Source organism: Planococcus kocurii (assembly GCF_001465835.2).
GTDB lineage: Bacteria > Bacillota > Bacilli > Bacillales_A > Planococcaceae > Planococcus > Planococcus kocurii.
On record NZ_CP013661.2, the window covers coordinates 1547638 to 1572137 of the forward strand.

Sequence of the window (24500 nt, forward strand, 5' to 3'; positions counted from 1 at the left end):
GATTGCCTCCTCATTCGTCTAGGTTCGGCTCATGCAAACGAGGTAAAATGTTCAGCTTCCGGTAATAATCGGTTACTTTGTCCATAACTTCCTCTACAGTTTCCAGTACATGGACTTTCTTACCGGTTGTTAACGTCACCACTGTATCCGGTGTCGATTCTAGTCGCTCGATATAGATTGCGTTTAATACGATAGATGAACGGTTTAACCTAGTTAAGTTAATCATTTCGATGGACTAAGCTCCTTCCATTAACGTTTTAGGTTCATAATTTCCTGTAAAATTTCATCAGAAGTGGTAATGGTTTTTGAGTTAGCTTGGAATCCGCGTTGCGCTATAATCATTTCCGTAAACTCTTCCGTTAGGTCAACGTTGGACATTTCGAGCATGCCAGAACCGATTTCTGTTTTAGCGGCTGTAGCTGTTTGTAAAACTAAACCACCCGCACTCGCTATTTCCGTCATCTCGTATAGTGAGCCACCAAACTTGCGAAGACCTGAAGGATTTTCAGGTTTTGATACGCCGATAGAAGAAATAGTTGTTTCATTACCGTTTGCCGCTTTACCAATCACTTCACCCAATCGATTAATACTAAATGATTCATAGGTTTTCGCATCAATGTTAATCGCGTTTCCGGCATTGTTCAAAACCTTATACCCTTGAGCTGTTACTAAGTCGCCTGCAGCTGTTACCGTGAAATTTCCTGCACGCGTTAAGTATCGTCCTGCCGTACCAGTAGCTTCTGGGTCTTGCACAACGAAAAAGCCGTCTCCCATAATGGCAAGATCAGTTCCCACCCCCGTAGACATTAATGAACCTGCATTGTGATTGACGTTGATGGAAGAAGTTACCGAACCTAGACCCACTTGCATCGGATTCGCACCACTACTCGACATATTCTGGCTTAACAAATCTTGAAAATTAATGGTGCTTTTTTTGTAGCCGACTGTATTAACGTTAGAAATGTTATTCCCGATAACATCTAACTTTGTTTGGAAGTTTTTCATACCTGACACACCTGAGTACATTGAACGTAACATTTAATTTTCCCCTTTCAAGAACCGCGTTTCATCCACCATGGATTACACAGTTTCTTGTTTATTAGCTGGTGCTGTCGTTTTTTCAATATGAATGATTGAGTTGATTGGCACTTTTACATCTGATCCTTCAAGCTCTGCCATTACTTCTCCGTTTTTACTGGACAAGGCTTTGACAATTCCTTCACCTGACGCTGTTTCGGACTGCCACTTAACCGATGTTCCGATTAAATGCGCATAATCTGCCAATGACGAATTTCCTTGATTGTTGACGAATTGCGTCATCGTTTTATTTAGATTGGTCAATTGTTCGAGGCTTGTAAATTGAGCCATTTGGCCAATAAATTCGGTGTCCTTTAACGGCTCCATCGGATCTTGGTGTTGCATTTGAGTCACTAGAATTTTAAGGAATGCATCTTGTCCAAGTGCATTTGTTGGTGCCGTCTTGGCCACTGGCGCTGCGGCAGTAGCCGCTCCCGTTGTCGCTGTCGAAATGTTCATCCAAACACCCTTTCTTCTATACGGTGTAATCTACTTTTGGTAAGCCTTCAGGCAATCGCTTTGTTGTTTCTTTAACTACGTCTTCTTCAGACTGAAAATAGCTATGACCACTACGCGAATTTTTACTTTGTTGTTGCGTAAACCGCTGTTCTGCATGAGGTTGTTGCTGATTAAAAGGCTGCTGTGGGCTTTGTTCGAGCACTTCAATTTTTTCAACTTCCACACCCTGTTGAATCAATGAAGTTCTCAACTGATTTAGCTGAAGTTCAATCGCTTCTTTTGCCATCGGTGTGCTTGCCATAATTTGAGCGGCTAGCTTGCCATTGGTTGATGTCAATAAGATTTCAAGGTGTCCCAAATGTTCCGGGAAAATATTAACACGCATTTTCATACCTTCTTGGCCGTCGACTAAGCGCATTGAATTTTTCAACATCCCGCCGAGGTCTTCTAGAAGATTGGGTAAACGTACTAATGGAACTGGCTGTAGACTGGCTTCTGCTTTTACAAGAGTCCCGGCAACCTTTCCAGCATCTGCTGTCATCGTTAAAGGCTGCGCAGCTAGATCTGGAGTCGCTTTCACTTCTATGGATTCTTTGGGAGTTTGAAGTTCTTCTCCACTTTGGAGCTTCGGAACAACCTTCCCTTCTCCTGCTTCAAGTTCTTTTAACGCCTCTTGCATTTCAACAGACACCTTAGAACTGTTGCTCACTGGCTTCAGTAATTCACCAACAAGTGTGGGAATATCCTTTACCGCACGACTTTCTTCACTAGACGCTATAACCGGCTTTAGTTGAAGACTCGTAGTGATTAGGGCTTGTTGTTTTTCAAGCATCCCCAACAAATCATCGAGTTGTTTAGAAAGTTGTGTTAGGCCATTAACGCTTGTCTTATTCGCTTTTCCTTCTACCTCGTTCAGCATCAGGGATTTCACAGTTTCTCCAGCTGATTGTTCGACTAAAATTTGGAGCTGCTGTTGTATTTTCTGAAGCAGTGGAACGAGTTGACTAGGATCTTCTGATGCATTCGCAGCTACCTGACCGGGCGCTGCCAAACCAGTTGGCTTGTTGTCAGCCTGCAGTTGCTGCAACTGCAGAATGGCGTATTGAATTTCCTGCTGCTCAGTTGTTGGCTCTTCAACTAGTAGTTCTTGTAAAGACGCTAGCACAGATTCCACGTTTTCCAACAGGTTTTCTGTAGGTGCTTGTGGTTCGCTAACAGGTGGAAGTGCCAATGATTCCAGTAAAGAAGCAAATGCCGCTTGATTCACAACAGGTTTCGAAGTTGTTTTTGTGACAGGGCTAATGGTTTGTTGAAACGTCGGCTTTAAAGCTTCCATACGTTCAAGTCCCTTCCGCCAAGTTATTTGCCTTAGCTAAGCGATAAAACCGCGTACTGGCCATTTCGTCAAAAAAGCTTTGTTCGGCCGCTTTGTTTTCTTCTTGGAAATGTGTTAACTTTTGTTGCTTTAAGTTTTCCCACGTTTTTTCTTCTTTCGCTTTTTCTTGCAATACACCTTGAGACGCTGAAACTTTTTTCTGTAAATGTTCCAATTCTCTTTCGGAAGAAAGCGATTGACCTTGAAGCTGATAAATATAGTCTTCTAACATGCGAAGTTCTGAAATGTTGACGCCACTTTGCTGTTTGGCATTTTTTAATAACTCAGCATCTGAGATTTTCTTTTGAATCATTCTTTTTTGCTGATGTCCTACTTCATGTTGTTTGATAGCTTCAGCCATTTGGATCTGCGCAAAGCCCTTTTCATTTTCTTTTAAATCCAATATCTTTTGAAATCGAAAGTTGAATTGTGTCAGTTTAAATCCCTCCAAATTGTGCGGATAGCCGTTCAACACTTTCTTCTATTTTGGCTTTCTCGTAAATGTCTTGCTGCAAATATTCTCGGATCAATGGATACGCTCGAATGGCGTCATCAATCTCTTTATTTGCACCACTCTTGTAGGCTCCGATATTAATCAGATCTTCAGAAGTCTCGTAAGCTGCTAACAGACGTTTGAAATCTCGTGCGGCTTGTTGATGTTCTTCTGATACCACTTCGTGCATCACCCGGCTAACACTCGCCATTACATTGATCGCTGGAAATTGACCTTTTTGAGCAATTTTTCGGTCCAACACAATATGTCCATCTAAAATTCCGCGCACCGCATCGGCAATCGGTTCGTTCATATCGTCTCCATCTACTAAAACAGTATAAAAAGCGGTGATCGTCCCTTTACTGGAAGTACCCGAGCGTTCGAGTAATTTCGGTAACAATGCAAAAACGCTTGGGGTATAGCCTTTACTCGTTGGTGGTTCGCCTACTGCGAGCCCCACTTCACGTTGTGCCATCGCAAAACGCGTCACCGAATCCATCATCAACATGACGTTTTTTCCTTGGTCCCGGAAATATTCAGCAATCGCTGTTGCGGTTAGTGCGGCTTTAATGCGCTGCATGGGTGTTTGATCGGAGGTTGCTGCGACGACGACGGATTTCTTCAGCCCTTCAGGACCTAAATCACGTTCAATAAAGTCACGAACTTCACGGCCACGTTCTCCAACGAGCGCAATGACATTAATATCTGCTTCTGTATTGCGAGCAATCATGCCCATCAACGTACTTTTCCCAACACCACTTCCGGCAAATACCCCAATGCGTTGACCTTGGCCAACAGTTAGCAAACCGTCAATGGCACGAACTCCGACTTCTAAAGGTTTATCGATTCTCGGGCGCTTTAACGGGTTCGGCGGGGCATTATTAGTAGAATATTTTTTCAACCCCCGAGGCAATAAGCTTTCATCAAGTGGCATCCCCGTTCCGTCCAAAACTTTCCCTAAAATAGAAGGCCCCACTTTAATCTGCAGTGGCCCTCCCGTGGCGACGACTAAACAACCGGGTCCAACTTGCGAAAGATCCTGAAGTGGCATGAGCATGATTCTGTTTTCTTTAAATCCAACAACTTCGGCTTCAATCGGTGGCTCGTTGCGATTTGGGTAAAGCAAACACAATTCACCAATTTTTGCATTAGGTCCTCGTGATTCAATCGTCAAACCAATTACTTGAATCACTTTCCCGTGCTTTTTGATCGGTTCAATGTCACTCAGCAATTCCAGGTATTCATCTTCCCACAAGTTCATCGTTGGTTTTCTCCTCACAGTAAGCGAGCAATTGATTTTTGATTTCTTCTAGTTGATGATCAATCATCGCATCATAAGATCCACTCGCTGTATGAATTCTGCAGCCACCTGATGTCAGATTCGCTACAGGAACTAGTTTTAATTCTGAATCGGCTTTGATATAGGTTTTTAACTCCTCTAAAAAGGGAATAATGACCGAGTAATCTTCGGGAGAAACTTGCATCGTGACGTCTTCAGCTTCTTCTACTTGCTTTAATGCGTGCTGAATAATGCTCAATAACTGCTGTCTATCTTGTATCAGTTCGTTATGGATCACTTTTTCGGCAATCGTCACACTCAGTGACAGCAAGAAAGGTTCGGCTTGCTGAATAATAGTGGCCTTTTCTTCATAGGCTATTTCCAGTAAACGAGTCATTTCTGCTCGTTTTTCAACGCTGTCTTGCTCCGCTTGTTCCAGTCCTTCTGTAAATCCAGCCTGAAACCCTTGTTGCTTTGCTTGTTGTTCGACTCTTTGCGCATGCTGTTGTGATTCTTGTTGCTTTTCTTGCCACCACTCATCGATTTCTCGTTGTGCATTTTGCTGATCGTTTACGAGTTGAGCCTGCAATTGCTCTCGCTTAGCTTCCAATTCATTGATTTCTTGAAGCAACTGCTGTTGCTGTTGCCTCGGATCTATTTTGGGATCAGTAAAAACAGGTTTTTGAGTCTCAATTTTGCGTGTCTGAATAATTTTCATTTCTTCAGAAAGAGGCTGGGAAAGTCGAATAATATTAGACAATTATTTCTTCTCCTCCTCCACGCGATACATCAATTTCTCCTTTTTCTTCCATACTACGAATCAAGCCAACAATATTTGTTTGCGCATTTTCTACATCTTTCAGTTTTACTGGACCCATAACTTCGATTTCTTCATGGATAGCCTCTGCTCGACGTGTCGACATATTTTGATAAATGCTGTTTTTCACTTCTTCGCTTGCTACTTTTAATGCAAATGTCAAATCAGCATCGCTAACTTCACGGACAATTCGTTGAACAGAACGACTTTCAAGTTTGACGATGTCCTCAAAGACAAACATCCGTTTCTTGATTTCTGAAACCAGTTCGGCATTGTCTTTTTCAAGTTCGCCCAAAATGGATTTTTCTGTACTGCGGTCCACATTGCTCAACACGCGAACAATGGCTTCAACTCCTCCAGTCGCGGTGTAATCTTGGCTGCCAGTCGCAGTCAGCTTCCGTTCCAAAATTTGCTCGACTTGATGGATAACGTCTGGGGAAGTGCTTTCCATTAAAGCAATACGTCTTGCAACTTCCACTTGTTTGCTACTTGGTAGCTCAGACAAAATTTTAGAGGATTGTTTCGCATCTAAATAAGACAGCACTAACGCAATGGTTTGCGCTTGTTCGTGTTGAAGAATGTTTAAAATCTGATTAGGGTCTGCTTTTCGAGCAAAACTAAACGGTTTTACTTGAAGTCGGTTCGACAAACGACTAATCGTGTCCATTGCTTTGTCTTTCCCCAGCGCTTGTTCGAGAATGTTTCGGGCATAAACCAACCCACCCTCATTCATATAATCCTGCGCCAAAATCATTTCATAAAATTCATTAATGACTCTTTCCGTTTGACTGTTTTTCAACTGCCGAACATTGGAAATCTCCATCGTCAGTTGATCAATTTCTGGCTCGGTCAATTGCTTGAATATCTCAATAGAAACTTCAGGTCCCAAACCAACCAATAAAATGGCTACCTTTTGAATCCCTGTTAAATCATGTATTCCTCTAACCATTAGACACTCTCCTAGTCATCTGCCATCCATGACCGCAACAATTTCGTAAAGTCTTCAGGTCGTCCTTTGGCAAGCTTTTCAATCGTTTTTCGCTTCGGATTGGATCGATTACTAAACTCAGACAAATCGATTTCTTCCTCTTCGGGTTCTAGTAAATTTGATTTGGCTAATGCCTGTTCGAACCCTTCAAAACTATATTCTTCTTCTTCTATATCCACTTTTTTCTTTCTACGAAGGAATAACAAGGCAACAATAATCACAATTACCAGCACAATTGCCGCTCCAATTACTAGCAGAAGATTATTAGGAATACCAGCGAAAAATGTCACTTCTGGCTTTTCATCTTCAACAGCTGGACGTCCTTGGAATTCGGTTGCAAAAACGGAAATTCGATCTTCCAATTCAACATCTGTCGCTTGAAATTCATTCATGCTTAGCGATGTACTCACTGCATTTTTCAATAAATTACTGATATCCGCAATGTTTTCTTGCGTCAAACTTGCCGGGTTATCCGGAATCGGCGGCTCTACACCAACGTTGATTGTAATGTCATCAACGACATATGGGCTCTTTTCAATTTGGCGATTGATTCGGTTGACTTCGCTGTTAATGCGTTCTTCTGTTCGTTCAGATTCACTGTTTCCAGCACCGTCTACACCTGGATAATTAGCCACTTCCGTTTCTCCGGTTCCCGCTGCATCTTCAATAACTGTTCCTTCACTTGAATACGTTTCAACAATTCGTTCAACACTAATATCCAAGCCTTCGTTATTTTCAACATCAACCGGTTCCACTAATTGTTCTTCTCGTTTTTCTTTAGTGAAATCGATATTCGTCATAACAGAAACAACCACTTTATCCTGACCTAATAATAAGCCAAGCATTTGTTGCAACTCTCGCTGAATATCTTGTTCAATGCCTTTTTGAATTTCACGATGCTGCTGGTAAACCGACAAATTGGTATCTGCTTGATTGGCATCTTGCACTTCAAACACTTGGCCGTTTTGATCCATAATCACAATTTGTTCTGGCGGCAAACTTGGCACTGATTTACTGATTAAATGATACAAGCCATTAATTTGCTTTTGATCCAACTGCAAAGTCGAATCACCTTGAACCACAATCGAAGCCGTTGACGTTTGCTCTTCGTCGGTAATCCAAATATTTTCCTTTGGCAACGTAATCATGACATTGGCTTCTGTCACTCCGTCAATTTGCTCAATCAAATACGCTAACTCATTTTGCATCGCATCCCGTTCAACCACATCAAAATGACGATCGGTCATCCCGAGTCCCATATTTTCACTAAACGTACCGTAATTGACATTGCCGTTTTTCGGAATGCCTTCAGCTGCTAAACTTACTTTCAAATTAGCCAAATGCTCTTCAGGCACACTGATCGTTTTACCATCTGCCGACACTTCCACAGGAATCGCTTGTTCTTCAATCGCCGTCTTGATTTCACCAGCTTCGGCCGCCGTCAAATCAGAATACAATACAGAAAAATTAGATTGATTGCTAAAGAAAACGAAGATTCCTAAAATCATTAATGTGATAAAAAAAGAGCCGATAACAGACCATTTCGTTACAGGAGAAAAACTGGTCCATGATTCGCTCATTTTCGTTTTGAATACTAAAAGCTTTTCTTTCATTTCATCATCATCCTGCCGGTTTCAATCATACTTGCATTCTCATCACTTCTTGATAAGCTTCAACCACTTTATTTCGTACCTGCATCGTCATTTGCAACGACAAGCTGGCCTTTTGCGAAGCGATCATTACTTCATGAACATCCTGAACTTCTCCTGTCACCAATTGATTGGTCAATTTATCTGATTCGTTTTGTGCTTTGCTTACTCCTTTTAATGCATCTTTGAATATTTCTCCGAACCCTTCAACTTTGTTATCCGGCTTCACTTTGTCGAATAATTGGTTTTGAATAAAAGGCGTTTGAATCCCGCTGATTTTTTCCATGGTGCCTCCTAGGTAGTTATAGTAGGTTTAGCTTTGTCATTTTTCTGGAGATATTCCGCAAACCAACTGCGCTTTCCGCGGGCTCGCACCCAAGCCTCCTCAGTCGCTCTGCTCCTTGCGGGGTCTTGGTCGTCTCGCTATTCCGCAGGAGTCTCCGTTGTTTTGCTCCATATCTTAATTGTTATTCACTAATCAAGCATTTAGTAATAAGTGACTTCACGACTCTTAGAAGAAAAAGCGGAAGGCGCCGACTATTTTAAGTAGGTGCCACTAGGAAACCGCTGCTCCTGCATCGCTGCGCTAGCTTCGTCGCAAAGAGATGGTCCAAATTCCTTTGGACCATCTCTTGGAAAGCGTCCGCCTGGAGCAATTTCTTTCACCTTAAGTAAAGTGAGTTATTTGCCGATTTCCAAAGCTTTCATAAACATGCTTTTTGATGCATTCAATGCCGTGACGTTTGCTTCGTACGAACGGGTTGCCGACATCAAATCGACCATTTCTTTTAGTGGATCCACGTTGGATGAACGAACATAGCCGTCTTCTCCAGCATCTGGATGTTCCGGATCATACGTTAGTGTAAAAGGCGTCTGGTCTTCTCTAATTTCCGACACGTTAACACCTGTCACTGCAGTGTTTCCCCTATTCATTGCCGACTGCAATTGATTGGCAAAAGGCGAGGTTCCACTTTGAGACAACTCAACTGATTTTCTTCGGTACGGCACCCATTCCCCGTCCACTAATTCGGCACGGTTCGTATTGGCGTTTGCGATGTTCGCAGAGACCACATCCATGCGCATTCGGTTAGCCGTCAGCCCTGAAGCACTAATATTAAATCCACTGAATAAACTCATTTTTGTTATCTCCCTCCATTAATAACAGAGCTAAGACTATTGAGTTTGCCGTTGACCCGTTCGGTTACGGCGTTGTACCATAATTGGTTTTTTGCCAGTTCAGCCATCTCGACATCCATGTCGACATTATTGCCATTGTTATTATATTGGGTTGAGTTGTTTGTTAAAACTTTAGTCGATCCTACAGCCGCTTCATTGCTAAACGACAGGTGGCGATTGTCTGTTTTATAGCTTGAAAGACTTTGCTGATTCATCGCTGTATCGAGCGCTGCTTGGAAATCTACTTTTTTGCTTTTGTAATTAGCCGTGTCTACATTGGCGATATTCGCTGAATGAACTCGCTGTTTAAGTGTAGAAGCCGATAAAGCTTGTTCCATGGTCTCTAGAGATTTAGGGAATATATTCATCGATAAACTCCTTTTTTTTACAATCAATATGCTAATAAAAACCCACTTAAAAAAAGTGGATTTTTATCAAATATACCACTTAGGTAACCCGGCTGCCTTGTACACTGTGTATTTAGGCCCGTAGCTTTGCGTCTTTACCTTTCGAGTAAGTTTGCCATTTTCATCATGATATTCTATTATTTTTTTATTAAACTCATCATTTTGTACTATTTTCAAAAATTAATAACAAAGTGATAGTATCATGTTTCAATAATTTTGTATATTTTTCTTTTTATAAATATAAAATGATATTTCTTCCATATTAATCAATAAGACACTATTTTTATTCATTCGTTAATGTTATGCTACGCGATATCTATCATTATGTTAATAAGAAGGAGAAAAACCTATGTTTCGCGGATTATATACTGCTACATCAGGGATGATGGCCAATAATAGGAATCAACAAATATTGACAAATAACCTATCAAACGCCAATACTCCAGGATTTAAAGAAGACAAAGCCGTCTTACGCGCATTTCCAGACCAACTCATCGTAGCGATCGAAAACGGAAAAAAAGGTACAATAGTCCCCCAAAATATCGGTAGTTTGACTACAGGAGTATATACACAGGAGGGTATTCCGTCTTTTCTTCAAGGTCCGTTACGAGAAACTGGAAATTCAACAGATATGGCGTTGTTGGATGAATTATTACCACTAAACACGGATACCCAACAAAAAGGGTCGATGGTTTTCGCAGTGACTGCTGAAAACGGTGAGATGCGTTACACAAAAAATGGCTCTTTCGCAGTAAACACTGAAGGATTTTTAACGACTAGTGACGGCTTTCCTGTTCTCGGCGAAAACCAACAACCCATTCAAGTTGGTTCAGCCGATTTTACTGTCCAAGACAATGGCCAACTTATTCTAGCAGATGGTACACAAGGCGATCGCTTGTGGATTGGTCACACGGACAACCCACAGCAATTTGTAAAAGAAGGTCAGAATCTTTTACGCTGGACGGGAGATGCAGAAGCTGCTCCTCAGTTTATCGATAATGTTGCTCGACTTGCTGGCACAAACAGCTTTTTAAAACAAGGATTTATTGAACAATCGAATGTGGACTTGACCAAAACCATGACAGACATGATGACGACATACCGCGGCTTCGAATCCAACCAAAAAGTAATTCAAGCATACGACCGCAGCATGGAAAAAGCCGTCAATGAAATCGGACGCGTTTAGGAGGAAGTGAACCATTGAATATCCAAATGAATACTGCGAGTAACACGATGAGTGAACTGCAAAAGAAAATCGACTTGATTGGCAACAATATTGCCAACGTCAACACCAATGGCTATAAACGGCAAGAAGCGAGTTTTTCAGATGCACTCGTCCAGTCTATCGAAAAACAAGTCGGCCAACAAAATGAAATTGGACGAACCACGCCTTACGGTTTACGGATTGGCGCCGGCGCGATTCTGTCCCAAACCGCTGTTCGCAATGAGCCAGGTTCGATTCGCCAAACCGATCGCCCTCTCGATTTTATGATCCAAGGGGAATCCGTCTACTTCCGCATTGCCGCTGAGGGCAATACTTTTTATACAAAAGACGGATCTTTTCAAGTTCAACCAGTTCCCAACTCCAATCAAGTGAGTTTGGTTACCTCGAACGGGGATGCGGTACTCGGAGCTACCAATCAGCCCATCGTTTTCGATGCTGATTATAAGGATATTCAGTTAAGCGGGAATGGCACTTTGGAAATTTCTTATACCGATGCCACTAAGCAACCTACTGAAATCCAAATGGGTGTTGCCCAGATAAACCGGCAAGGCTCACTCGAAAAAATAGGTGGCAATCTTTTTCGCCTGACCGGTACTGAAGCTGAACAACTCGCAAATGGCAATTTACAGTTAATCGATTTGTCCCAGCAAACGGATGGAACGATTGGCATCAAACAAGGCGCGTTGGAAATGTCCAATGTTGATTTGACTGACGAGATGGCGGAATTGATTTCCACGCAACGGCTATTTCAATCACAAGGAAGAGCGATTTCCTACGCAGATGACATGATGGGATTAGTTAATACCATTAAGGGATAACAAAAAAAGAGCAGGCACCCCGCGGGGTGCCTGCTCTTTTTTCTATGTAGCTTGTGCGGAAGAAATCGCTCCAGGCGGACGCTTTCCGGGGGGCACGGCTTCAGCCGCTTCCCTCGCTCTGCTCAGTCCAGGGTCTTCAGCTCGCGCTGATCCCCCAGGAGTCGCCGCCTTCCGCTCTTTCTTCTAGGAAGCATGGTAACAAATGATTAGTAGCAATCTTTATCATCAATAACCAGTTCGACTTATTTAAGATATGGAGCAAACCAGTGGAGACTCCCGCGGGAAAGCGAGACAGCCGAGACCCTGCAGGAGCGTAGCGACGAAGCGGCTTGGCGCTCGCCCGCAGGAAAGCGGAGCTGGTTTGTGTAATATCAGCATAACTTCTTATCTCAAAAAGTCCATCAAACTTGGCTGGATGATTTTTGATGTTGCGGCGAGGCTGGCTTGGTAGATGCTTTCTTCGCTCTTTAACTTGATAACGGCTTCTGCGTAATCGATATCTTCCACTCTTGACAACATCGATTTGATTTCAAGATTGCTGGCAAGCAAGCGATTTTCAACGGCTTCTAGACGATTTTGTCGTGCACCGTTTTCAGCGCCCACTGTCAACAACCGGTCAATTCCGGCATCCATTTTTTCCAAATCGATGGCAGTTCCAGCCTTTAAATTGGCGGACATGCTTTCCAGTGTGTTAAAGAGGTTCGCCGCATCAGCTGAAGCGCCAAACAACTGCTCGGGCAAAACACTCGATTGAATGCTGATGCCTTCTCCGATCGTAAAGGTTTTAGCGACTAAGTCCGCACTACTTGGCGTCATGTCTCCTTTTTCAGGGAAAGGCAATTCGCCGGTTTTTTGACCATTAAACAAGGACTTGCCATTGACTTTAGCATTTGCCAGTTGCCGCATGTGCTCTGTCAATTCTTCTATTTCAGCGGCCATTGCTGTCTGATCCAGCTCTGAATACGTACCATTATTTCCTTGAACCGCTATTTCGCGCACCCGCTGCATGGCATTGACCATGGAGTCGATGTTTTGACCGGTTTCGTCCATCCACAGTTTGGCTTCGCCTGTGTTTCGCTCGAATTGTGCATTGGTGGCAAGCGTACTTTTTAGGTTCATCGCTTTACTGACACCATTGGGGTCGTCCGATGGGCGGTGAAGCAGTTTGCCACTCGCTACTTGGTTATTGATTTTTTCAAAGCGGCTCAAGTTTTGGCTCATATTGCGTATGGAATTCTGGTTTAGCATCTGTTGCGTGACTCTCATGTTTTCCCCTCCACGTTGCTTCTGCTATTAGCTACCCATTCGGTTAATAATGGTATCCAGCATTTGATCCGTCATTGATACTAACCGCGCTGCCGCATTATAGGAATGCTGGTACTTGATCAAATTGGCCATTTCTTCATCGAGCGAAACACCCGTTACGGATTGCCTGCGGTTTTCTGTCGCTTGAAGTGCTGCACTATGATTGGCAACCGAGTTGGTCGCTGATTGACTTTCTGCACCGAGTTGACTGACCAGTTTTCTGAAATCACTTTGTGCATCGGCGCTTGTTTTCCCTGTTGCTGCTTGTTGTTCCAAAGGATCTGCTTCGTAATTCACTTTTAGCTCAGACAGTTTAAAGTTTGCGGCATCGCCAATGAATAAAGCTTGATCCTTACCACTCGTTCCCGACATGCCATTTGCTTGGACAAAATCGCGAACTACAGTTGTTAAGTTTTCCTGATATTTTGTTGCAGTATTTAAGGATTCGTCCAACCCTGCTAATTTCCCACCAAATTTTTGAGGGGTATTCGTTGCATCCTCGGCTGTGATTTCAGAAACTGCTTCACCTGTGACCAGCGCTTGGTTGTTGGAAGCGAGGCTGATCGAGTAACTACCATTTGCTTTTTCTTCTACTTTTACAGACATCAATTTCGAAAGATCTTCTACTAGCGCGTCCCGTTTGTCTTTTAAGTCATTTGATTGACTGCCATCGCGGACGATGCTTTTGTTGAGCTCAGCGATTTGTTTTAAATAGCCGTTTGCTTCGGCCACTGTTTCGGTAGATTGTTGTGTCAGTTCACTTTTCAAACTGTCTAGTGATTTGTTCATTGATTGTGCTACGTCGATAAAGCCTTGTGCACGTTCTTTTACAACGGCTTGTGCAGATAAACTATCCGGTTCGTTAGCTAAGTCTTGCCACGCGTTCTTCAATCCGTCCATCGCGCTACTTAAGCCGCTATCACTCGGTTCATTGACGATCGTTTCTAAGCGGTCCAATGTTGTTTGCTTGGCTTGCCACTGTCCGAGTGTTTCGGAATGATCGCGTACTTGCTGATCGAGAAAACGGTCTCTTACACGTGTAATCGAATCAATCGTGACACCGGTTCCGAGTTGGCCTGTATGAGCACCTTGGCCTGTCCAAATATCTAAAGATGGCGACGAGCTTGAGTTGACTTGCTGGCGTGAATAGCCTTTTGTATTAACATTGGCGATATTCTGTCCAGTCGTCGCAATGCTTGCCTGGCCGACGGATAATCCGCGTTTTCCTAATTCTAATCCGTGAAATGTTGAAACCATAATTCTCCCCGCTCTCTAACAATTCCTAAGCTCTTGTATCAAAAAAGCCTTGATTGTTTGTTGGTGGTTTTTGCTGACTTGCCGGTGATTGATAATTAAAATGCTGTTGTTTTGATTTTGTTACTTGGGTAATCATATGTTGAACAAAGCTTACCGAGTCTTCAAGAATTTTTTCGTTCGTTTTGTTTTTTGCTTGAAGCTCGGTCAACAGCATTTGTAACGTTGTCAATTGTGAGTAGAGCTCTTGTTTTATCTCTTCATCTGGAATTTGTTCGGCAAACTGGCTAAAGGTTAAACCCGGATGCTCTTCCAACACGTCGGCTACGAGTTGCTGCCGTTCGTCTTCTAATTGGCCAAGTTGTTTGACTAGCTTGGTTTCTTCTTTTACAAGCTCGGTTAGCTCATCGACTTTTCGTTCGATCAACACCGTCTGCTTGCGTTCGGCATAACGGATAAGCTGTTTTTGTATGCTGATTAGTTCGTCCAGCGTATTTACTACTAAGTTCAGCATCCGTCTCCTCCTCTTTTGCGCGCTTTACTTATTTATCAAACCAGAATTGATGCACTTTATCTGCTACTTTTTCTGCGTCTACCTGGTACTCACCTGATGCCACTTGAGCTTTCAGCAACTGAATTTTTTCTTGTCTTTCAACGTCCACGCTGGCATTTTTTTCGAACATGGCTTTTGCCTCATTTGAAATTTGCAGCTCGTCTTCTTTTTGCAATGGCTTTGTTTTTGCAACAGGAGCCACTTGCATTTTTTGGTAAGATTGAATAAAGGAAGAACTATTGGTCTTATCGATATTCATTCCTTCACCACCCTCTAGTGTAATTTAGTTTCGTTCGATCACCGTATTTTCCAATACTGTGCGTTGACCTTTGGCCTGACTCGTTTTCTTCCGGTTTCTTCTAAGAATTTATCATTTTTTAATGTCGCATCAATTTTCGCTGAAAAATCCTCGAAACAGTCACTGCACAGGATCTGCCTTTTGATTACTTTACCACAATGCTTGCACGGGTAACCCAAATTGGCGAAGTCCTCTGCGTAAATACGGCCGTCACGAATAAATTCGGCAATTTGTTTGACAGAGACCGTCGTCGACTCGCTGACTTCTTGAATATCCGCAAAGCGATTGGCTTCGATTTTCAAAAAATTGTTGACCAACTTGAATTCATCTTCGATTTCCTTGTAGCAGTCCAGGCAATAGTCAGTGTAGTCTTTAAAGAATAACGTACCGCAAATTCGGCAATTATCCAGCTGATTTGCTTTCATATGCACCCACCTGACCTTCTCTATAAATTTATATCGGCAGATTCCACAAAATGTTTAGCGGAATTTGTGATTATTGCAATTTAAATTCGGTCACTAATACACGTTCGACTGTACCTTTTTCAAAAACTTCGGTTAACCGCTTTACAAGTTCTTCCTCGATCATCGTAATGCCGCTTTCTCCAATCAATTCTTCTTTCGTAAAGCTAGCAACTGTTGCAATAATAGCCGCGCGTACTTCGGCTGTCCGTTTTTCAGCTTCTTTTTTTGTGTCCTTATCACTCAGTAAAATATTAAACTGCACCACTCCGAAATTTCCGGAAGATGCTAGGTTGGTCGTAATAATGTCGGTGTCAATGCTTAGTTCTGCTATTTCTTCAGCACTTAACGACGTTTCTTCTTCAGCTCCAGCATCTTTTTGCAGGAAGTAAAATGCGGCTCCGCCTCCAATAACGATGGCAATAATCACCACACCCATAATTTTCTTTAGTTTCCCCATGTTACACCTCTTACTCGTCAGTTTCTTTTTCATAAGGTGAAATCAGCACTTCTACGCGGCGGTTTTCCGCTCGTCCTTCAGGTGTATCATTTGAGGCAACTGGATGGTATTCACTATAACCAGAAGCGCTGAATTTCTGCGGGTCGAGCTCATCGTTTTCAAGCAAAATTCGCATGAAATTAACAGCGCGTGCAGAACTCAATTCCCAGTTGGTTGGAAACTCTTTTGTCCCTGCCGGAATATTATCTGTGTGTCCTTCGATAAAAATCATCCGCGGCGGATCGGAAATCAATAAATTTGAAATTTCATTCGCAATGGTCTCGGACCCGCTTCGCATATCCGAACTGCCTGACTCGAATAATACGCCTTCTTTAATGGTAATCATCAAGCCTTTTACGGTCATTTCAGTTTGGAGTCGAGGCGATAACCCTTTTTCATCAATATAAGCGTCAATTTTTGTTTGGAACTCTTGCAGTTCCTGTTGATCTTTAGCCGCTAATATTTCTTCTGGGCTTTCGCCTGATGGCGGGTCTTCACTCAGCTCGGCGGTTGGTGAAGTATCAAAACTTTCAACTGGTGCTTGTTCGTCCAGTACACCGGTACCGCCTTGCAGTTCGCTGTTAAACGATTCGGCAATGGCATTGAATTTTTGGGCATCGACTTGGCTGGAAGCAAATAATACGATGAACAAAGCCAAGAGAAGCGTCAAAATATCGGCATAAGGCAAGAGCCAAGCTTCATCGACATGTTCTTCATGCTTTTTTTTACGCTTCAACTTGAACACCACTCTCCTCATTAGATTCAAGTACACGGTCTTTCGTCGGTAAGTACGTTAGTAGTTTTTCTTCTACGGTGCGGACAGGCAGGCCTTCCTGCACAGCGAGCAAGCCTTCTAGCATAATCATTTTCGTTTTCACTTCTGCTTCTGACTTTCGCTTGAGCTTGTTGGCGAATGGATGCCATAATACGTAGCCGGAGAAAATTCCAAATAGCGTGGCGATAAAGGCGGCGGAAATTGATTTACCGAGAAGCGCTACGTCGTCTAAGTGACCGAGTGCCGCAACGAGTCCAATAACGGCACCGAGTACACCGAGCGTCGGGGCGTATGTACCGGCTTGCGCGAAAATTTTCGCACCCAGTTCATGGCGTTCTTCCATCGCGGCGATTTCTTCTTCCATCAAGTCGCGAATGTGTTCTTGCGACTGGCCATCCACGACCATTTTCAAGCCGCGCTGCAAAAATGCATCTTCTACTTCTTCTGCTTTTTCTTCGAGCGCCAGCAACCCTTCTTTTCGTGCGAGCATCGCCCATCCCGTGAACATGGGAATCATTTCTCTGATCGAGACTGATTTTTGATCGCTGAAAATTACTTTGAACAGGCTGGGGATTTTCTTGATTTCGTCCATCGGAAAGGCAACGAGCAGACAGGCGACGGTGCCGGCAAAGATGATGACGAGTGCCGCTGGATTGTACAGAGCGATCGGGTTTGACCCTTTCAAGATCATCCCACCGATCAACACAGCAAATCCCATTATGACTCCTATCCATGACGTCTTATCCACGTTTATACCTCATTTCTTTTTGCGGGTGTAGTTGGTTTAGAAGAATTCGCTGCAGACGGACGCTTTCCGCGGGCACGGCTTCTGCCGCTTCCCTCGCTCTGCTCAGTCCAGTGGCTCCAGCTCGTGCTATTCCCGCAGGAGTCGCCGTCTTCCGCTCATTCTTCTAGTTTTTGAATATAATAAATTTCTTTTTTAGTTAGGGTGAAATTTTAAAAGAATTATTTTAGACGTATGCTTTCGGGCCCACAGGATGTGGGTCATGCAACTGACGCGACAGGACGTCGCGGTGCCAGTTGCCAAGGGCTTGCGTGGAAATCCCGCGGGAGTCTCCGTTGTTTTGCTCCATATCTTATTTCTAAAAATAGTGAATTTCATATTTTTTTGTTAAAGTGAAAGGTTCTAGAAGAAATCGCTTCAGGCGGACGCTTTCGGGCTCACACGATGTGAGTCATGCAGCTAGCGCGACAGGACGTCGCGGTGCTAGCTGCCGCGGGTCGTGCTGTTCTCGCAGGAAAGACATTGACCGAAGCTTGCGAGGGCAAGTCTTTGCGACGAAGCTAGCGTAGCGATGCAGGAGCACATCTTTGCCCTTCGCCGCCTTACACTCTTTGTTCTTATTTTTCAAGTTCTTATAGTTTGTAGAGTGTAACCAGTGGAGTTCATTTCTTTATGAAAGCACTGAGAAACCGCTCTAGCTTTACATTCACTCTAGTACTAAGCGTCGACCCGTCCAGGAGCTAAGCCCGATGCGGATTAGAAGTTAGTTGCTTTTGGCTAACGCCATGGCTTGTTTCCAGGTGCTGCGCATGTCTATCATGAGTGTTTCCACTTCTTCTAGTGCTTCTAAATCGTTCTTCATGTTGGCTTCTAGTAGACGGCTGTACATGTATTCGTACATTTGCTCAAGATCTGTCGACATGTCGATGTCCGCGTTTAAGGTGCTGCGTAGTTCTTGGATGATGTTTTGAGCTTTAATGATGTTGGTGTTTTTTTCTTGGAAGTTCTTGTCGTTCATTGCTCGTTTTGCTAGTTTTATGAATTTTACAGAGCCGCTGTAAAGCATTAACGTTAGTTCCTGAGGTGATGCTGTCATGACTGAGTTTTGTTGGTAGGTTTGGTACGGATTGATGATTGCCACTCTTTTTCCCCCTTGCTTAGTTGCGCTTGTCGATAAATGAACCGGCGGTGACCATCCCCTGATAAGCACCGCTGTATTTTTTGGAAATTTCTTTTGTTTCTGTAATGCGCTTGATCTGCGTAAAAAAAGATTGGTGCAAGTTAATGATCAGTGGCTGGAGCTGTTGATCAATTTCTTTTAACTGGGCAATAATCGAAAGTTCTTCTGCTGTCCATTTAAAGTTTCTTTGCTTCATGAATATCTCTAATTGCCGAATTGATTCTTGCCTGTTAGCAAATAACATTTCGAGCGACTCAACGATTCCTTCTTCGTTTGCTTCCATGCGCGAATTGATCTGCTGCGCTTTTTCATAAAGATCGTATGTTTGTTTCAAAAAAGCATACATAATCGTTTTGGACGTCATCATTACGCGCCACCGAATAAGCTTTGTTGCATCCAGGTACTTTGTGAGTTCATCTGGCTGAGTGCTTTCTCCATGGCTGTGAACTGTTTCCAATAACGATCTTCAACGCGCGTCAGACGATCTTGCCAGCGGCTGATTTCTTCGTCCATTTGTTTGATGTTTTTAGCAAGCGTGCTATTGTCAATGCTAACCGAAGCACTGCCTGCTTTGGCACTAAGGTTTTTAACGACGGCGTTCAAGGTATCGTAGACACGTACGCCGACTCCGTTGCCCGCAGCGTCTCGCGTCGTGAATAACGCCATTACTTCATCGGGTTTGTTCGCTAACGCTTCGCTCAGTTTTTTTTCATCAATGAACAACTTACCGCCTTCTGTATAAGAGCCGGTGTTAATGCCAATTTGCGACAAGTGATTGATGTTGCCATCTGCAATACCGGATACTTTGTCCATAAATGCTCTACGCAAATCTTGCATGGCGCTTTTCAACACTGGATCGTTGCGAAGCAAGCCACTGCGCGCTTTTTCTTCCCATAATTCGATTTCTTTTTCCGTTAAATCCTTTTTCTGTTCGTCAGACAAAGGCTGGAAATCGGGATAGCGCTTTTCGATGATTTGCTTTTGCAATGTCTCGATGGATGCATTGTATTTATCGACAAAGTCTTTGATCATGGCTAATGGCTTTTCAGGGTTCGACTGGACGTTAACGATTGTTTCGGCACCTTTTTGCAGAAGGTTGACCGTAATTCCATTCACTACGGTTTGATTGGTTTTTAAATTTTTAATTTCAATGCCGTCAAACTTGATCAAGCCATCTGTAGCTCCATCTGCCGTTGCTGTAGCGGTACCGTTATTAATAATTTTGTCGGCCAGTGCGGTACTGGCTGCTCCGTTCGCGTCCGTAAACTCCATTGTAAAAGCTTGTTCACTGCCCATTCCTTTTGTGGCGATAAAAAAACGGGATGTCGTGTTATCGAAACTTGCTCGAAGCGCTGGAACGGATGCTGCTGTGGCATCCTGAAGTTTTTTAGCAACGCCTTCAAACGTATCCGTACTCGCTACTTCAATTTCAATGGTGCCGACTTTTATTTTTCCGGCTACGCCGATCTGGTCTGTCGATTTTGCTGGATTTACTTTGCCATCAGCGGCTGTTGTACTGACGCCAAGGGTTGAATTTAACTTCCCCGCACTCGCAACATTCACGACTTCCACTTTATACGAACCGCTCATCGCAGTTGGTGTCGTAGCGACTGTGAAGCTTGTCGGGTTTGATGACGTTGCACTGTAAGAGTTGAACGACGACTGAAGTCGCATATTGCTCGCACTCGTCCGGAGATTCGACATTGACAGGTTGGTATCGCGAAATGCTTCTTGTTGCCACTCCGTGAATACTTTTTGTTGCATTAATTTATCTAAAGGAAGTTTTTGGACTTTCATCATGTCTTTCACAATTGATTCGGTGTCCATCCCTGATGCTAATCCACCAACACGCATAGTGTATTCACTCCGATCTTATAGTTTCTCATCCACCATGAGGCCTGCCATATCGGCCATCGAGGCATACATATCTAAAAATTTCTTGTTTGGAATTTCGCGTAAAATTTCCTCTGTTAACGAATTTATTACTTGAACGTAATAAACATTCATTTCTTCATGAAACTGAAATTTCACATTGGTTTGAGCTGATTCTAAAAATGTGTTCATGCTGTCGACTTTATCGGTAATGGCTTCTTTCGTAATGGGTTGATCCGCTTCTTGGTGTTGGTTTTCTTCTGGAGCGATGGGTTGTTTCGGTATTACTGGGGTTGGTTCGCTCACTCTCGGAAATTCTATCGAAGGCAGTTTTGTTATTTCCATGTCGGTACACTCCTCGTCCTTCAGATTGACTAAAGGGTTCTATATAGTAGTTATCGGCAGAATAGCAGATTTTTTTAGTAAAAAAGCAAAAAAAAATATAAGACAAGTTTGTGAAAATAAAACCGTGCTGGTCGCTTTGGGGATGACTCCCCCCAAGAAGCCAGTAAAATCCACTGTCTTCTTGCTCTGTCTACCCCGTGGGTGCGCCAACGCTCGCGTCTAGGTTAAAGAACACAAAGAAGAGGTAGTGGAACAAGTTCGTCCCAATACCTCTTCTGTCTATACACTTCACGTTTTAAAACCCAACTTATTTTATGTCAGTTTGGAATAGTGGTTGCTGACACCTTGTGTCCAGTGGTTGTTTAATCCGGTTGGGTCGTTCGCGGCTCCAACGGGCGCGTATTTCGCACCGATTTTCGCAATCGTATCTTTGCCTTCATTCAAATAATTTTGACGCAAATTGCGCGCCATGTCGAAAATGCTGTCTTCTACAGAAGCATAGCTCCGCAAGCCATTTTTGCCCATCATGCCGGCGACATTGTTTTTGTCGTTAACTGCGCGCGACGAGCCATTGCCCGTTTCGTGAATGGCAATCGCTGACAATAAATTCGGATCCAAGTCGTATTTTTTCCCCGCATTGATAAAGTGAGCGGCCGTCCCATCTAATTTACCTTCTAGTGTATTGTCTAGTTTGATAAATTGCGTCGGCTTAAACTTCAAGTCACTCGTATCTGTCGCAGCAGTTGGCACTTCTTGCGTATTGAGCGGCGGTATTGAAATGGCCGGGTTATAAGAATTGGCGAGTGGTGCCGTTAACGGTGTCGTCAAAGTAGGCAGTGAAACTTGAGCGCCTGTTTGCTGTGTCACGCCGGTATTTGTTTGCTCCATATTTTCCATCATCGCGTTCATCAGCATCGCAAAAAACGTACTCGGACTTGTCGAACTGCCGATAGAACTACTGTCACTACCAGTTTGTCCCATAGCCGGCATCGATTTGGCCATCGTCGCGATCGTGTTATATAAAAATAAATTAGAAGAAATTGGACTGGTCATTCAGTTGTCACACCCTTTGCTCGAGGTAATCTTGTTTAGTGTACAAGATTATGGATGAAAAAAGAATAGGATAATTGTGGGAGAGAACGAAATATTTTTACAATTAAAAATAAGAAAGCCTGTGACCTTTGATAGTCACAGGCTTTCTTATTTGCTTATCCTCTAATATCTAGACGACTCCCAATATGTGGCCGAACAGATTGCTCCAGCATTTTTACAACATCTTGACCATTTGTCTCCGCTTGATCAATTGTCTTTTTCATAATCGATACATTCGCTTCAGTTCTTACGCTTGCCTGACTCATTGCCATTGATAACGCAGCGATATCCATAGACGCGCCTCCTTATAGAAAAAGGAGCCTAAACTCAGGCTCCTCGATTTCTTAAAATTAACGTAGCAATTGTAGTACTTGCTGTGGTGCTTGGTTGGCTTGCTTTGCCACTATGTCTTTCGATCATAGAATAGACTATATCTTCACCCTCATTTTCGAGGGGCTGGGCACTTCGAACGGCGCTTGCCGCCCTACGGATTTCATCGTCATAGCTTGTGCCTTAGACGGTTTATCCTAGTCGTTGAACCTTCCCCAGAGTTTCCTCACAGGAGCTTGGCTGCTGATTATCCATTGGTGCATCCTCATCATTTTCAAACCGTCACGCCGACCGTTTCCAATTACGTTGTGGTTGATGAAGCTTTAGGAAGTTCCAGCAATTCACCCAGTTATACTCTAACTCGTTACCAAGTTAGACGCCCTAAAATCAGTTATCTCAACAGTTGTAATACTGATTGATTCATCTGATTTGCTTGAGCCAGCATTGCTTGTGATGCTTGTGCAAGAATCGAGTTCTTCGTTTGTTCCATCATTTCTTTCGCCATCGTGCGAACATTTACTTTCATAAATGACTAGACTATATCTTCACCCTCTAGTATTAGTAGGGGCCGGGCACTTCGGATCCACAGTACTGATGTATACTGCCTCACCTACGGATTTCATCACCATAGCTTACGCCTTAGATGGTCTATCCTAGTCGTTGAACCTTCTCCACTCTTTCGAGACAGGAGCTTGGCTGCTGATTGCCCAATCTTTTATTTTTTCAGGGCCATCACGCTTGTCGTTTCCAACTACGTTGTGGCAATAAAAGCTTAAGGGCTTTCCAGCAATTCACCCGGTCGTAATCTCTGGCTGTTACCGGCCAGGACGACTGTACCTCCACTCGCTTACGCGGCTTTGGCATAATCAACGTCACGGATTCGTGATTCTGCGGACGTTAAGTTTTCAGCTGATGTGTTCAAGTTGTTGATTGTGTGGTCTAAACGGTTTTGAGTTGCACCAAGTTTAGAACGTTCAGATGACACAGTTTCGATTGCATTGTTGATTGCAGTAATCGTTGCAGCAGCCTGTTCATGACTTGAAACACCTACACCTTTTACTGTCATGGCATCCCCATCTGTTGGTGCAGTCATTCCAAAGACAGTTGTAAGATCCATTGTAGTACCGTCGTTAAATGTAATTTCGCCAGCATCATCGTGCGTTCCAATTTTCTGATCATCTTTAAAAACGTCAGTAGTAGTGAACTTATAAGTACCTGATGCTAATTGTGTATTAGATTGTCCAGTTGCTAAATCTTTTGTAAGCGAAGCTTTCCCATCTGAACCAATTGTTACTGTATCCCCAGCATCAATCGCCTTAAATGTATATGTGGCTCCTCCTGCAGTAGTTAAAGTCGTGGCTAAAGTAAGTTTAGCTACTTTTTGACCTGCAGCATCTACCAAATCGCCACCTTTAACACTATACGTCCCTTCAGTTAATGCAGCAGTTGTAGTGGCACCAACTGCAACACCTGTTTCAACTTCTACTCCTGTTACTAATCCGAGACTTGATGAGTTCATAGCGTTAATGGATAAATCCAACTTTTGATTTTCATTTGCCCCAATTTGGAAAGAACCTTTGAATGAACCATCTGTTAGCTTTTGCGTATTAAACTCTGTAGAAGTTGAAATCCTATCAATTTCTTTTACTAATTGACCCATCTCTTCTTCTAGTACTTTTCTATCAGTACCTGCATTAGTATCGTTGGCAGCTTGAACAGCCAATTCACGCATACGTTGAAGAATATCCTGTGTTTCACCTAAAGCACCTTCTGCAGTTTGAATCAAAGAAATACTATCTTGAGCATTACGAGAACCTTGCTCTAATCCACGAATCTGTCCACGCATTTTTTCAGAGATTGTAAGGCCTGCTGCATCATCTGCTGCGCTGTTGATGCGAAGTCCTGAAGACAATTTCTCCATGCTGTCCATTTGTGCGCTTTGAGCTGAGCCCATTTGTCTGTGTGTGTTAAGTGCTGCGATATTGTGATTGATAATCATTGTGTATTACCTCCGTGTAATGTTTTTTT

30 protein-coding genes and 1 riboswitch are annotated in these 24500 nt (G+C 43.2%); of the genes, 2 read left to right on the plus strand and 28 right to left on the minus strand.

Annotated features, from left to right (window positions below; all coding sequences use genetic code 11):
• Positions 1 to 10 precede the first annotated feature (10 nt).
• The 12 genes from AUO94_RS07625 to flgB all read right to left on the minus strand — a co-directional run bounded on the left by AUO94_RS07625 (position 11) and on the right by flgB (position 9681).
• The gene (locus AUO94_RS07625) at positions 11 to 226 is read right to left on the minus strand and encodes a flagellar FlbD family protein (protein ID WP_058386660.1); all 216 of its coding nucleotides are present in this window, start codon (positions 224 to 226) and stop codon (positions 11 to 13) included.
• A gap of 23 nt (positions 227 to 249) precedes the next feature.
• On the minus strand, positions 250 to 1038 hold the full coding sequence (gene flgF, locus AUO94_RS07630; RefSeq protein ID WP_058386661.1) for a flagellar basal-body rod protein FlgF: 789 nt from the start codon (positions 1036 to 1038) through the stop codon (positions 250 to 252).
• Positions 1039 to 1080: 42 nt separating this feature from the next.
• The gene (gene flgD, locus AUO94_RS07635) at positions 1081 to 1536 is read right to left on the minus strand and encodes a flagellar hook assembly protein FlgD (RefSeq protein ID WP_058386662.1); all 456 of its coding nucleotides are present in this window, start codon (positions 1534 to 1536) and stop codon (positions 1081 to 1083) included.
• Between the two features lie 16 nt (positions 1537 to 1552).
• Positions 1553 to 2872, minus strand: a complete 1320-nt coding sequence (locus tag AUO94_RS07640) for a flagellar hook-length control protein FliK (protein WP_058386663.1) — start codon at positions 2870 to 2872, stop codon at positions 1553 to 1555.
• Between the two features lie 4 nt (positions 2873 to 2876).
• Positions 2877 to 3386 carry a flagellar export protein FliJ gene (gene fliJ / locus AUO94_RS07645; RefSeq protein ID WP_237150193.1) on the minus strand — a complete coding sequence of 170 codons (510 nt, stop codon included), beginning with the start codon at positions 3384 to 3386 and terminating at the stop codon, positions 2877 to 2879.
• A complete protein-coding gene (gene fliI / locus AUO94_RS07650) occupies positions 3349 to 4665 on the minus strand; it encodes a flagellar protein export ATPase FliI (RefSeq protein WP_058386664.1) in 1317 nt (438 codons plus the stop codon). Before fliI ends, fliJ begins: the two co-directional genes overlap by 38 nt.
• On the minus strand, positions 4646 to 5443 hold the full coding sequence (locus tag AUO94_RS07655; protein WP_058386665.1) for a FliH/SctL family protein: 798 nt from the start codon (positions 5441 to 5443) through the stop codon (positions 4646 to 4648). Before AUO94_RS07655 ends, fliI begins: the two co-directional genes overlap by 20 nt.
• Positions 5436 to 6449 (minus strand): flagellar motor switch protein FliG, encoded by a 1014-nt coding sequence (fliG, locus tag AUO94_RS07660; RefSeq protein ID WP_058386666.1) that lies wholly within the window; start codon positions 6447 to 6449, stop codon positions 5436 to 5438. Before fliG ends, AUO94_RS07655 begins: the two co-directional genes overlap by 8 nt.
• A gap of 11 nt (positions 6450 to 6460) precedes the next feature.
• Positions 6461 to 8101 carry a flagellar basal-body MS-ring/collar protein FliF gene (fliF, locus tag AUO94_RS07665; protein ID WP_058386667.1) on the minus strand — a complete coding sequence of 547 codons (1641 nt, stop codon included), beginning with the start codon at positions 8099 to 8101 and terminating at the stop codon, positions 6461 to 6463.
• A 25-nt stretch (positions 8102 to 8126) separates the two neighbouring features.
• Complete coding sequence (gene fliE, locus AUO94_RS07670; RefSeq protein ID WP_058386668.1) at positions 8127 to 8423, minus strand: flagellar hook-basal body complex protein FliE; 297 nt, start codon at positions 8421 to 8423, stop codon at positions 8127 to 8129.
• Between the two features lie 395 nt (positions 8424 to 8818).
• Positions 8819 to 9274, minus strand: coding sequence for a flagellar basal body rod protein FlgC (gene flgC / locus AUO94_RS07675; RefSeq protein WP_058386669.1), 456 nt, complete (start codon positions 9272 to 9274; stop codon positions 8819 to 8821).
• 5 nt (positions 9275 to 9279) lie between these two features.
• A complete protein-coding gene (gene flgB / locus AUO94_RS07680) occupies positions 9280 to 9681 on the minus strand; it encodes a flagellar basal body rod protein FlgB (RefSeq protein WP_058386670.1) in 402 nt (133 codons plus the stop codon).
• Between the two features lie 79 nt (positions 9682 to 9760).
• Positions 9761 to 9847: riboswitch (cyclic di-GMP riboswitch) on the minus strand.
• Positions 9848 to 10069: 222 nt separating this feature from the next.
• Here flgB and AUO94_RS07685 point away from each other — a divergent pair.
• Positions 10070 to 10906, plus strand: a complete 837-nt coding sequence (locus AUO94_RS07685; protein WP_058386671.1) for a flagellar hook-basal body protein — start codon at positions 10070 to 10072, stop codon at positions 10904 to 10906.
• A 14-nt stretch (positions 10907 to 10920) separates the two neighbouring features.
• Entirely contained in the window at positions 10921 to 11763 is an 843-nt protein-coding gene (locus AUO94_RS07690) for a flagellar hook-basal body protein (protein WP_058386672.1), read from the plus strand.
• 384 nt (positions 11764 to 12147) lie between these two features.
• On the opposite strand, the gene flgL is transcribed toward AUO94_RS07690, so the two are convergent.
• The 16 genes from flgL to AUO94_RS17730 form a co-directional block, all read right to left on the minus strand.
• Positions 12148 to 13029, minus strand: a complete 882-nt coding sequence (gene flgL / locus AUO94_RS07695) for a flagellar hook-associated protein FlgL (RefSeq protein ID WP_058386673.1) — start codon at positions 13027 to 13029, stop codon at positions 12148 to 12150.
• A 27-nt stretch (positions 13030 to 13056) separates the two neighbouring features.
• On the minus strand, positions 13057 to 14325 hold the full coding sequence (gene flgK, locus AUO94_RS07700; protein ID WP_058386674.1) for a flagellar hook-associated protein FlgK: 1269 nt from the start codon (positions 14323 to 14325) through the stop codon (positions 13057 to 13059).
• Between the two features lie 25 nt (positions 14326 to 14350).
• A complete protein-coding gene (locus tag AUO94_RS07705; protein ID WP_058386675.1) occupies positions 14351 to 14836 on the minus strand; it encodes a flagellar protein FlgN in 486 nt (161 codons plus the stop codon).
• Between the two features lie 28 nt (positions 14837 to 14864).
• Positions 14865 to 15134: a flagellar biosynthesis anti-sigma factor FlgM gene (gene flgM / locus AUO94_RS07710; protein WP_058386676.1), complete on the minus strand. Its 270-nt coding sequence runs from the start codon at positions 15132 to 15134 to the stop codon at positions 14865 to 14867.
• A gap of 38 nt (positions 15135 to 15172) precedes the next feature.
• Positions 15173 to 15598: a hypothetical protein gene (locus AUO94_RS07715; RefSeq protein ID WP_058386677.1), complete on the minus strand. Its 426-nt coding sequence runs from the start codon at positions 15596 to 15598 to the stop codon at positions 15173 to 15175.
• Between the two features lie 70 nt (positions 15599 to 15668).
• Positions 15669 to 16094, minus strand: a complete 426-nt coding sequence (locus AUO94_RS07720; RefSeq protein WP_058386678.1) for a flagellar basal body-associated FliL family protein — start codon at positions 16092 to 16094, stop codon at positions 15669 to 15671.
• A 10-nt stretch (positions 16095 to 16104) separates the two neighbouring features.
• On the minus strand, positions 16105 to 16869 hold the full coding sequence (gene motB, locus AUO94_RS07725; protein ID WP_237150194.1) for a flagellar motor protein MotB: 765 nt from the start codon (positions 16867 to 16869) through the stop codon (positions 16105 to 16107).
• Positions 16859 to 17656, minus strand: coding sequence for a flagellar motor stator protein MotA (motA, locus tag AUO94_RS07730; protein WP_049693886.1), 798 nt, complete (start codon positions 17654 to 17656; stop codon positions 16859 to 16861). Before motA ends, motB begins: the two co-directional genes overlap by 11 nt.
• A gap of 760 nt (positions 17657 to 18416) precedes the next feature.
• A complete protein-coding gene (fliS, locus tag AUO94_RS07735; protein ID WP_058386679.1) occupies positions 18417 to 18794 on the minus strand; it encodes a flagellar export chaperone FliS in 378 nt (125 codons plus the stop codon).
• Positions 18795 to 18810: 16 nt separating this feature from the next.
• Positions 18811 to 19200, minus strand: coding sequence for a hypothetical protein (locus AUO94_RS07740; RefSeq protein WP_058386680.1), 390 nt, complete (start codon positions 19198 to 19200; stop codon positions 18811 to 18813).
• On the minus strand, positions 19200 to 20687 hold the full coding sequence (gene fliD, locus AUO94_RS07745) for a flagellar filament capping protein FliD (RefSeq protein WP_058386681.1): 1488 nt from the start codon (positions 20685 to 20687) through the stop codon (positions 19200 to 19202). Before fliD ends, AUO94_RS07740 begins: the two co-directional genes overlap by 1 nt.
• Before the next feature lie 18 nt (positions 20688 to 20705).
• Positions 20706 to 21050, minus strand: a complete 345-nt coding sequence (gene flaG, locus AUO94_RS07750) for a flagellar protein FlaG (protein WP_058386682.1) — start codon at positions 21048 to 21050, stop codon at positions 20706 to 20708.
• Between the two features lie 312 nt (positions 21051 to 21362).
• A complete protein-coding gene (locus tag AUO94_RS07755) occupies positions 21363 to 22103 on the minus strand; it encodes a glucosaminidase domain-containing protein (RefSeq protein ID WP_058386683.1) in 741 nt (246 codons plus the stop codon).
• A 155-nt stretch (positions 22104 to 22258) separates the two neighbouring features.
• Positions 22259 to 22435, minus strand: a complete 177-nt coding sequence (locus AUO94_RS17020; RefSeq protein ID WP_082707513.1) for a YjfB family protein — start codon at positions 22433 to 22435, stop codon at positions 22259 to 22261.
• 428 nt (positions 22436 to 22863) lie between these two features.
• Entirely contained in the window at positions 22864 to 22998 is a 135-nt protein-coding gene (locus AUO94_RS07760; protein WP_058386684.1) for a flagellin, read from the minus strand.
• A 321-nt stretch (positions 22999 to 23319) separates the two neighbouring features.
• Positions 23320 to 24471, minus strand: a complete 1152-nt coding sequence (locus tag AUO94_RS17730) for a flagellin N-terminal helical domain-containing protein (protein ID WP_058386685.1) — start codon at positions 24469 to 24471, stop codon at positions 23320 to 23322.
• Positions 24472 to 24500 lie beyond the last annotated feature (29 nt).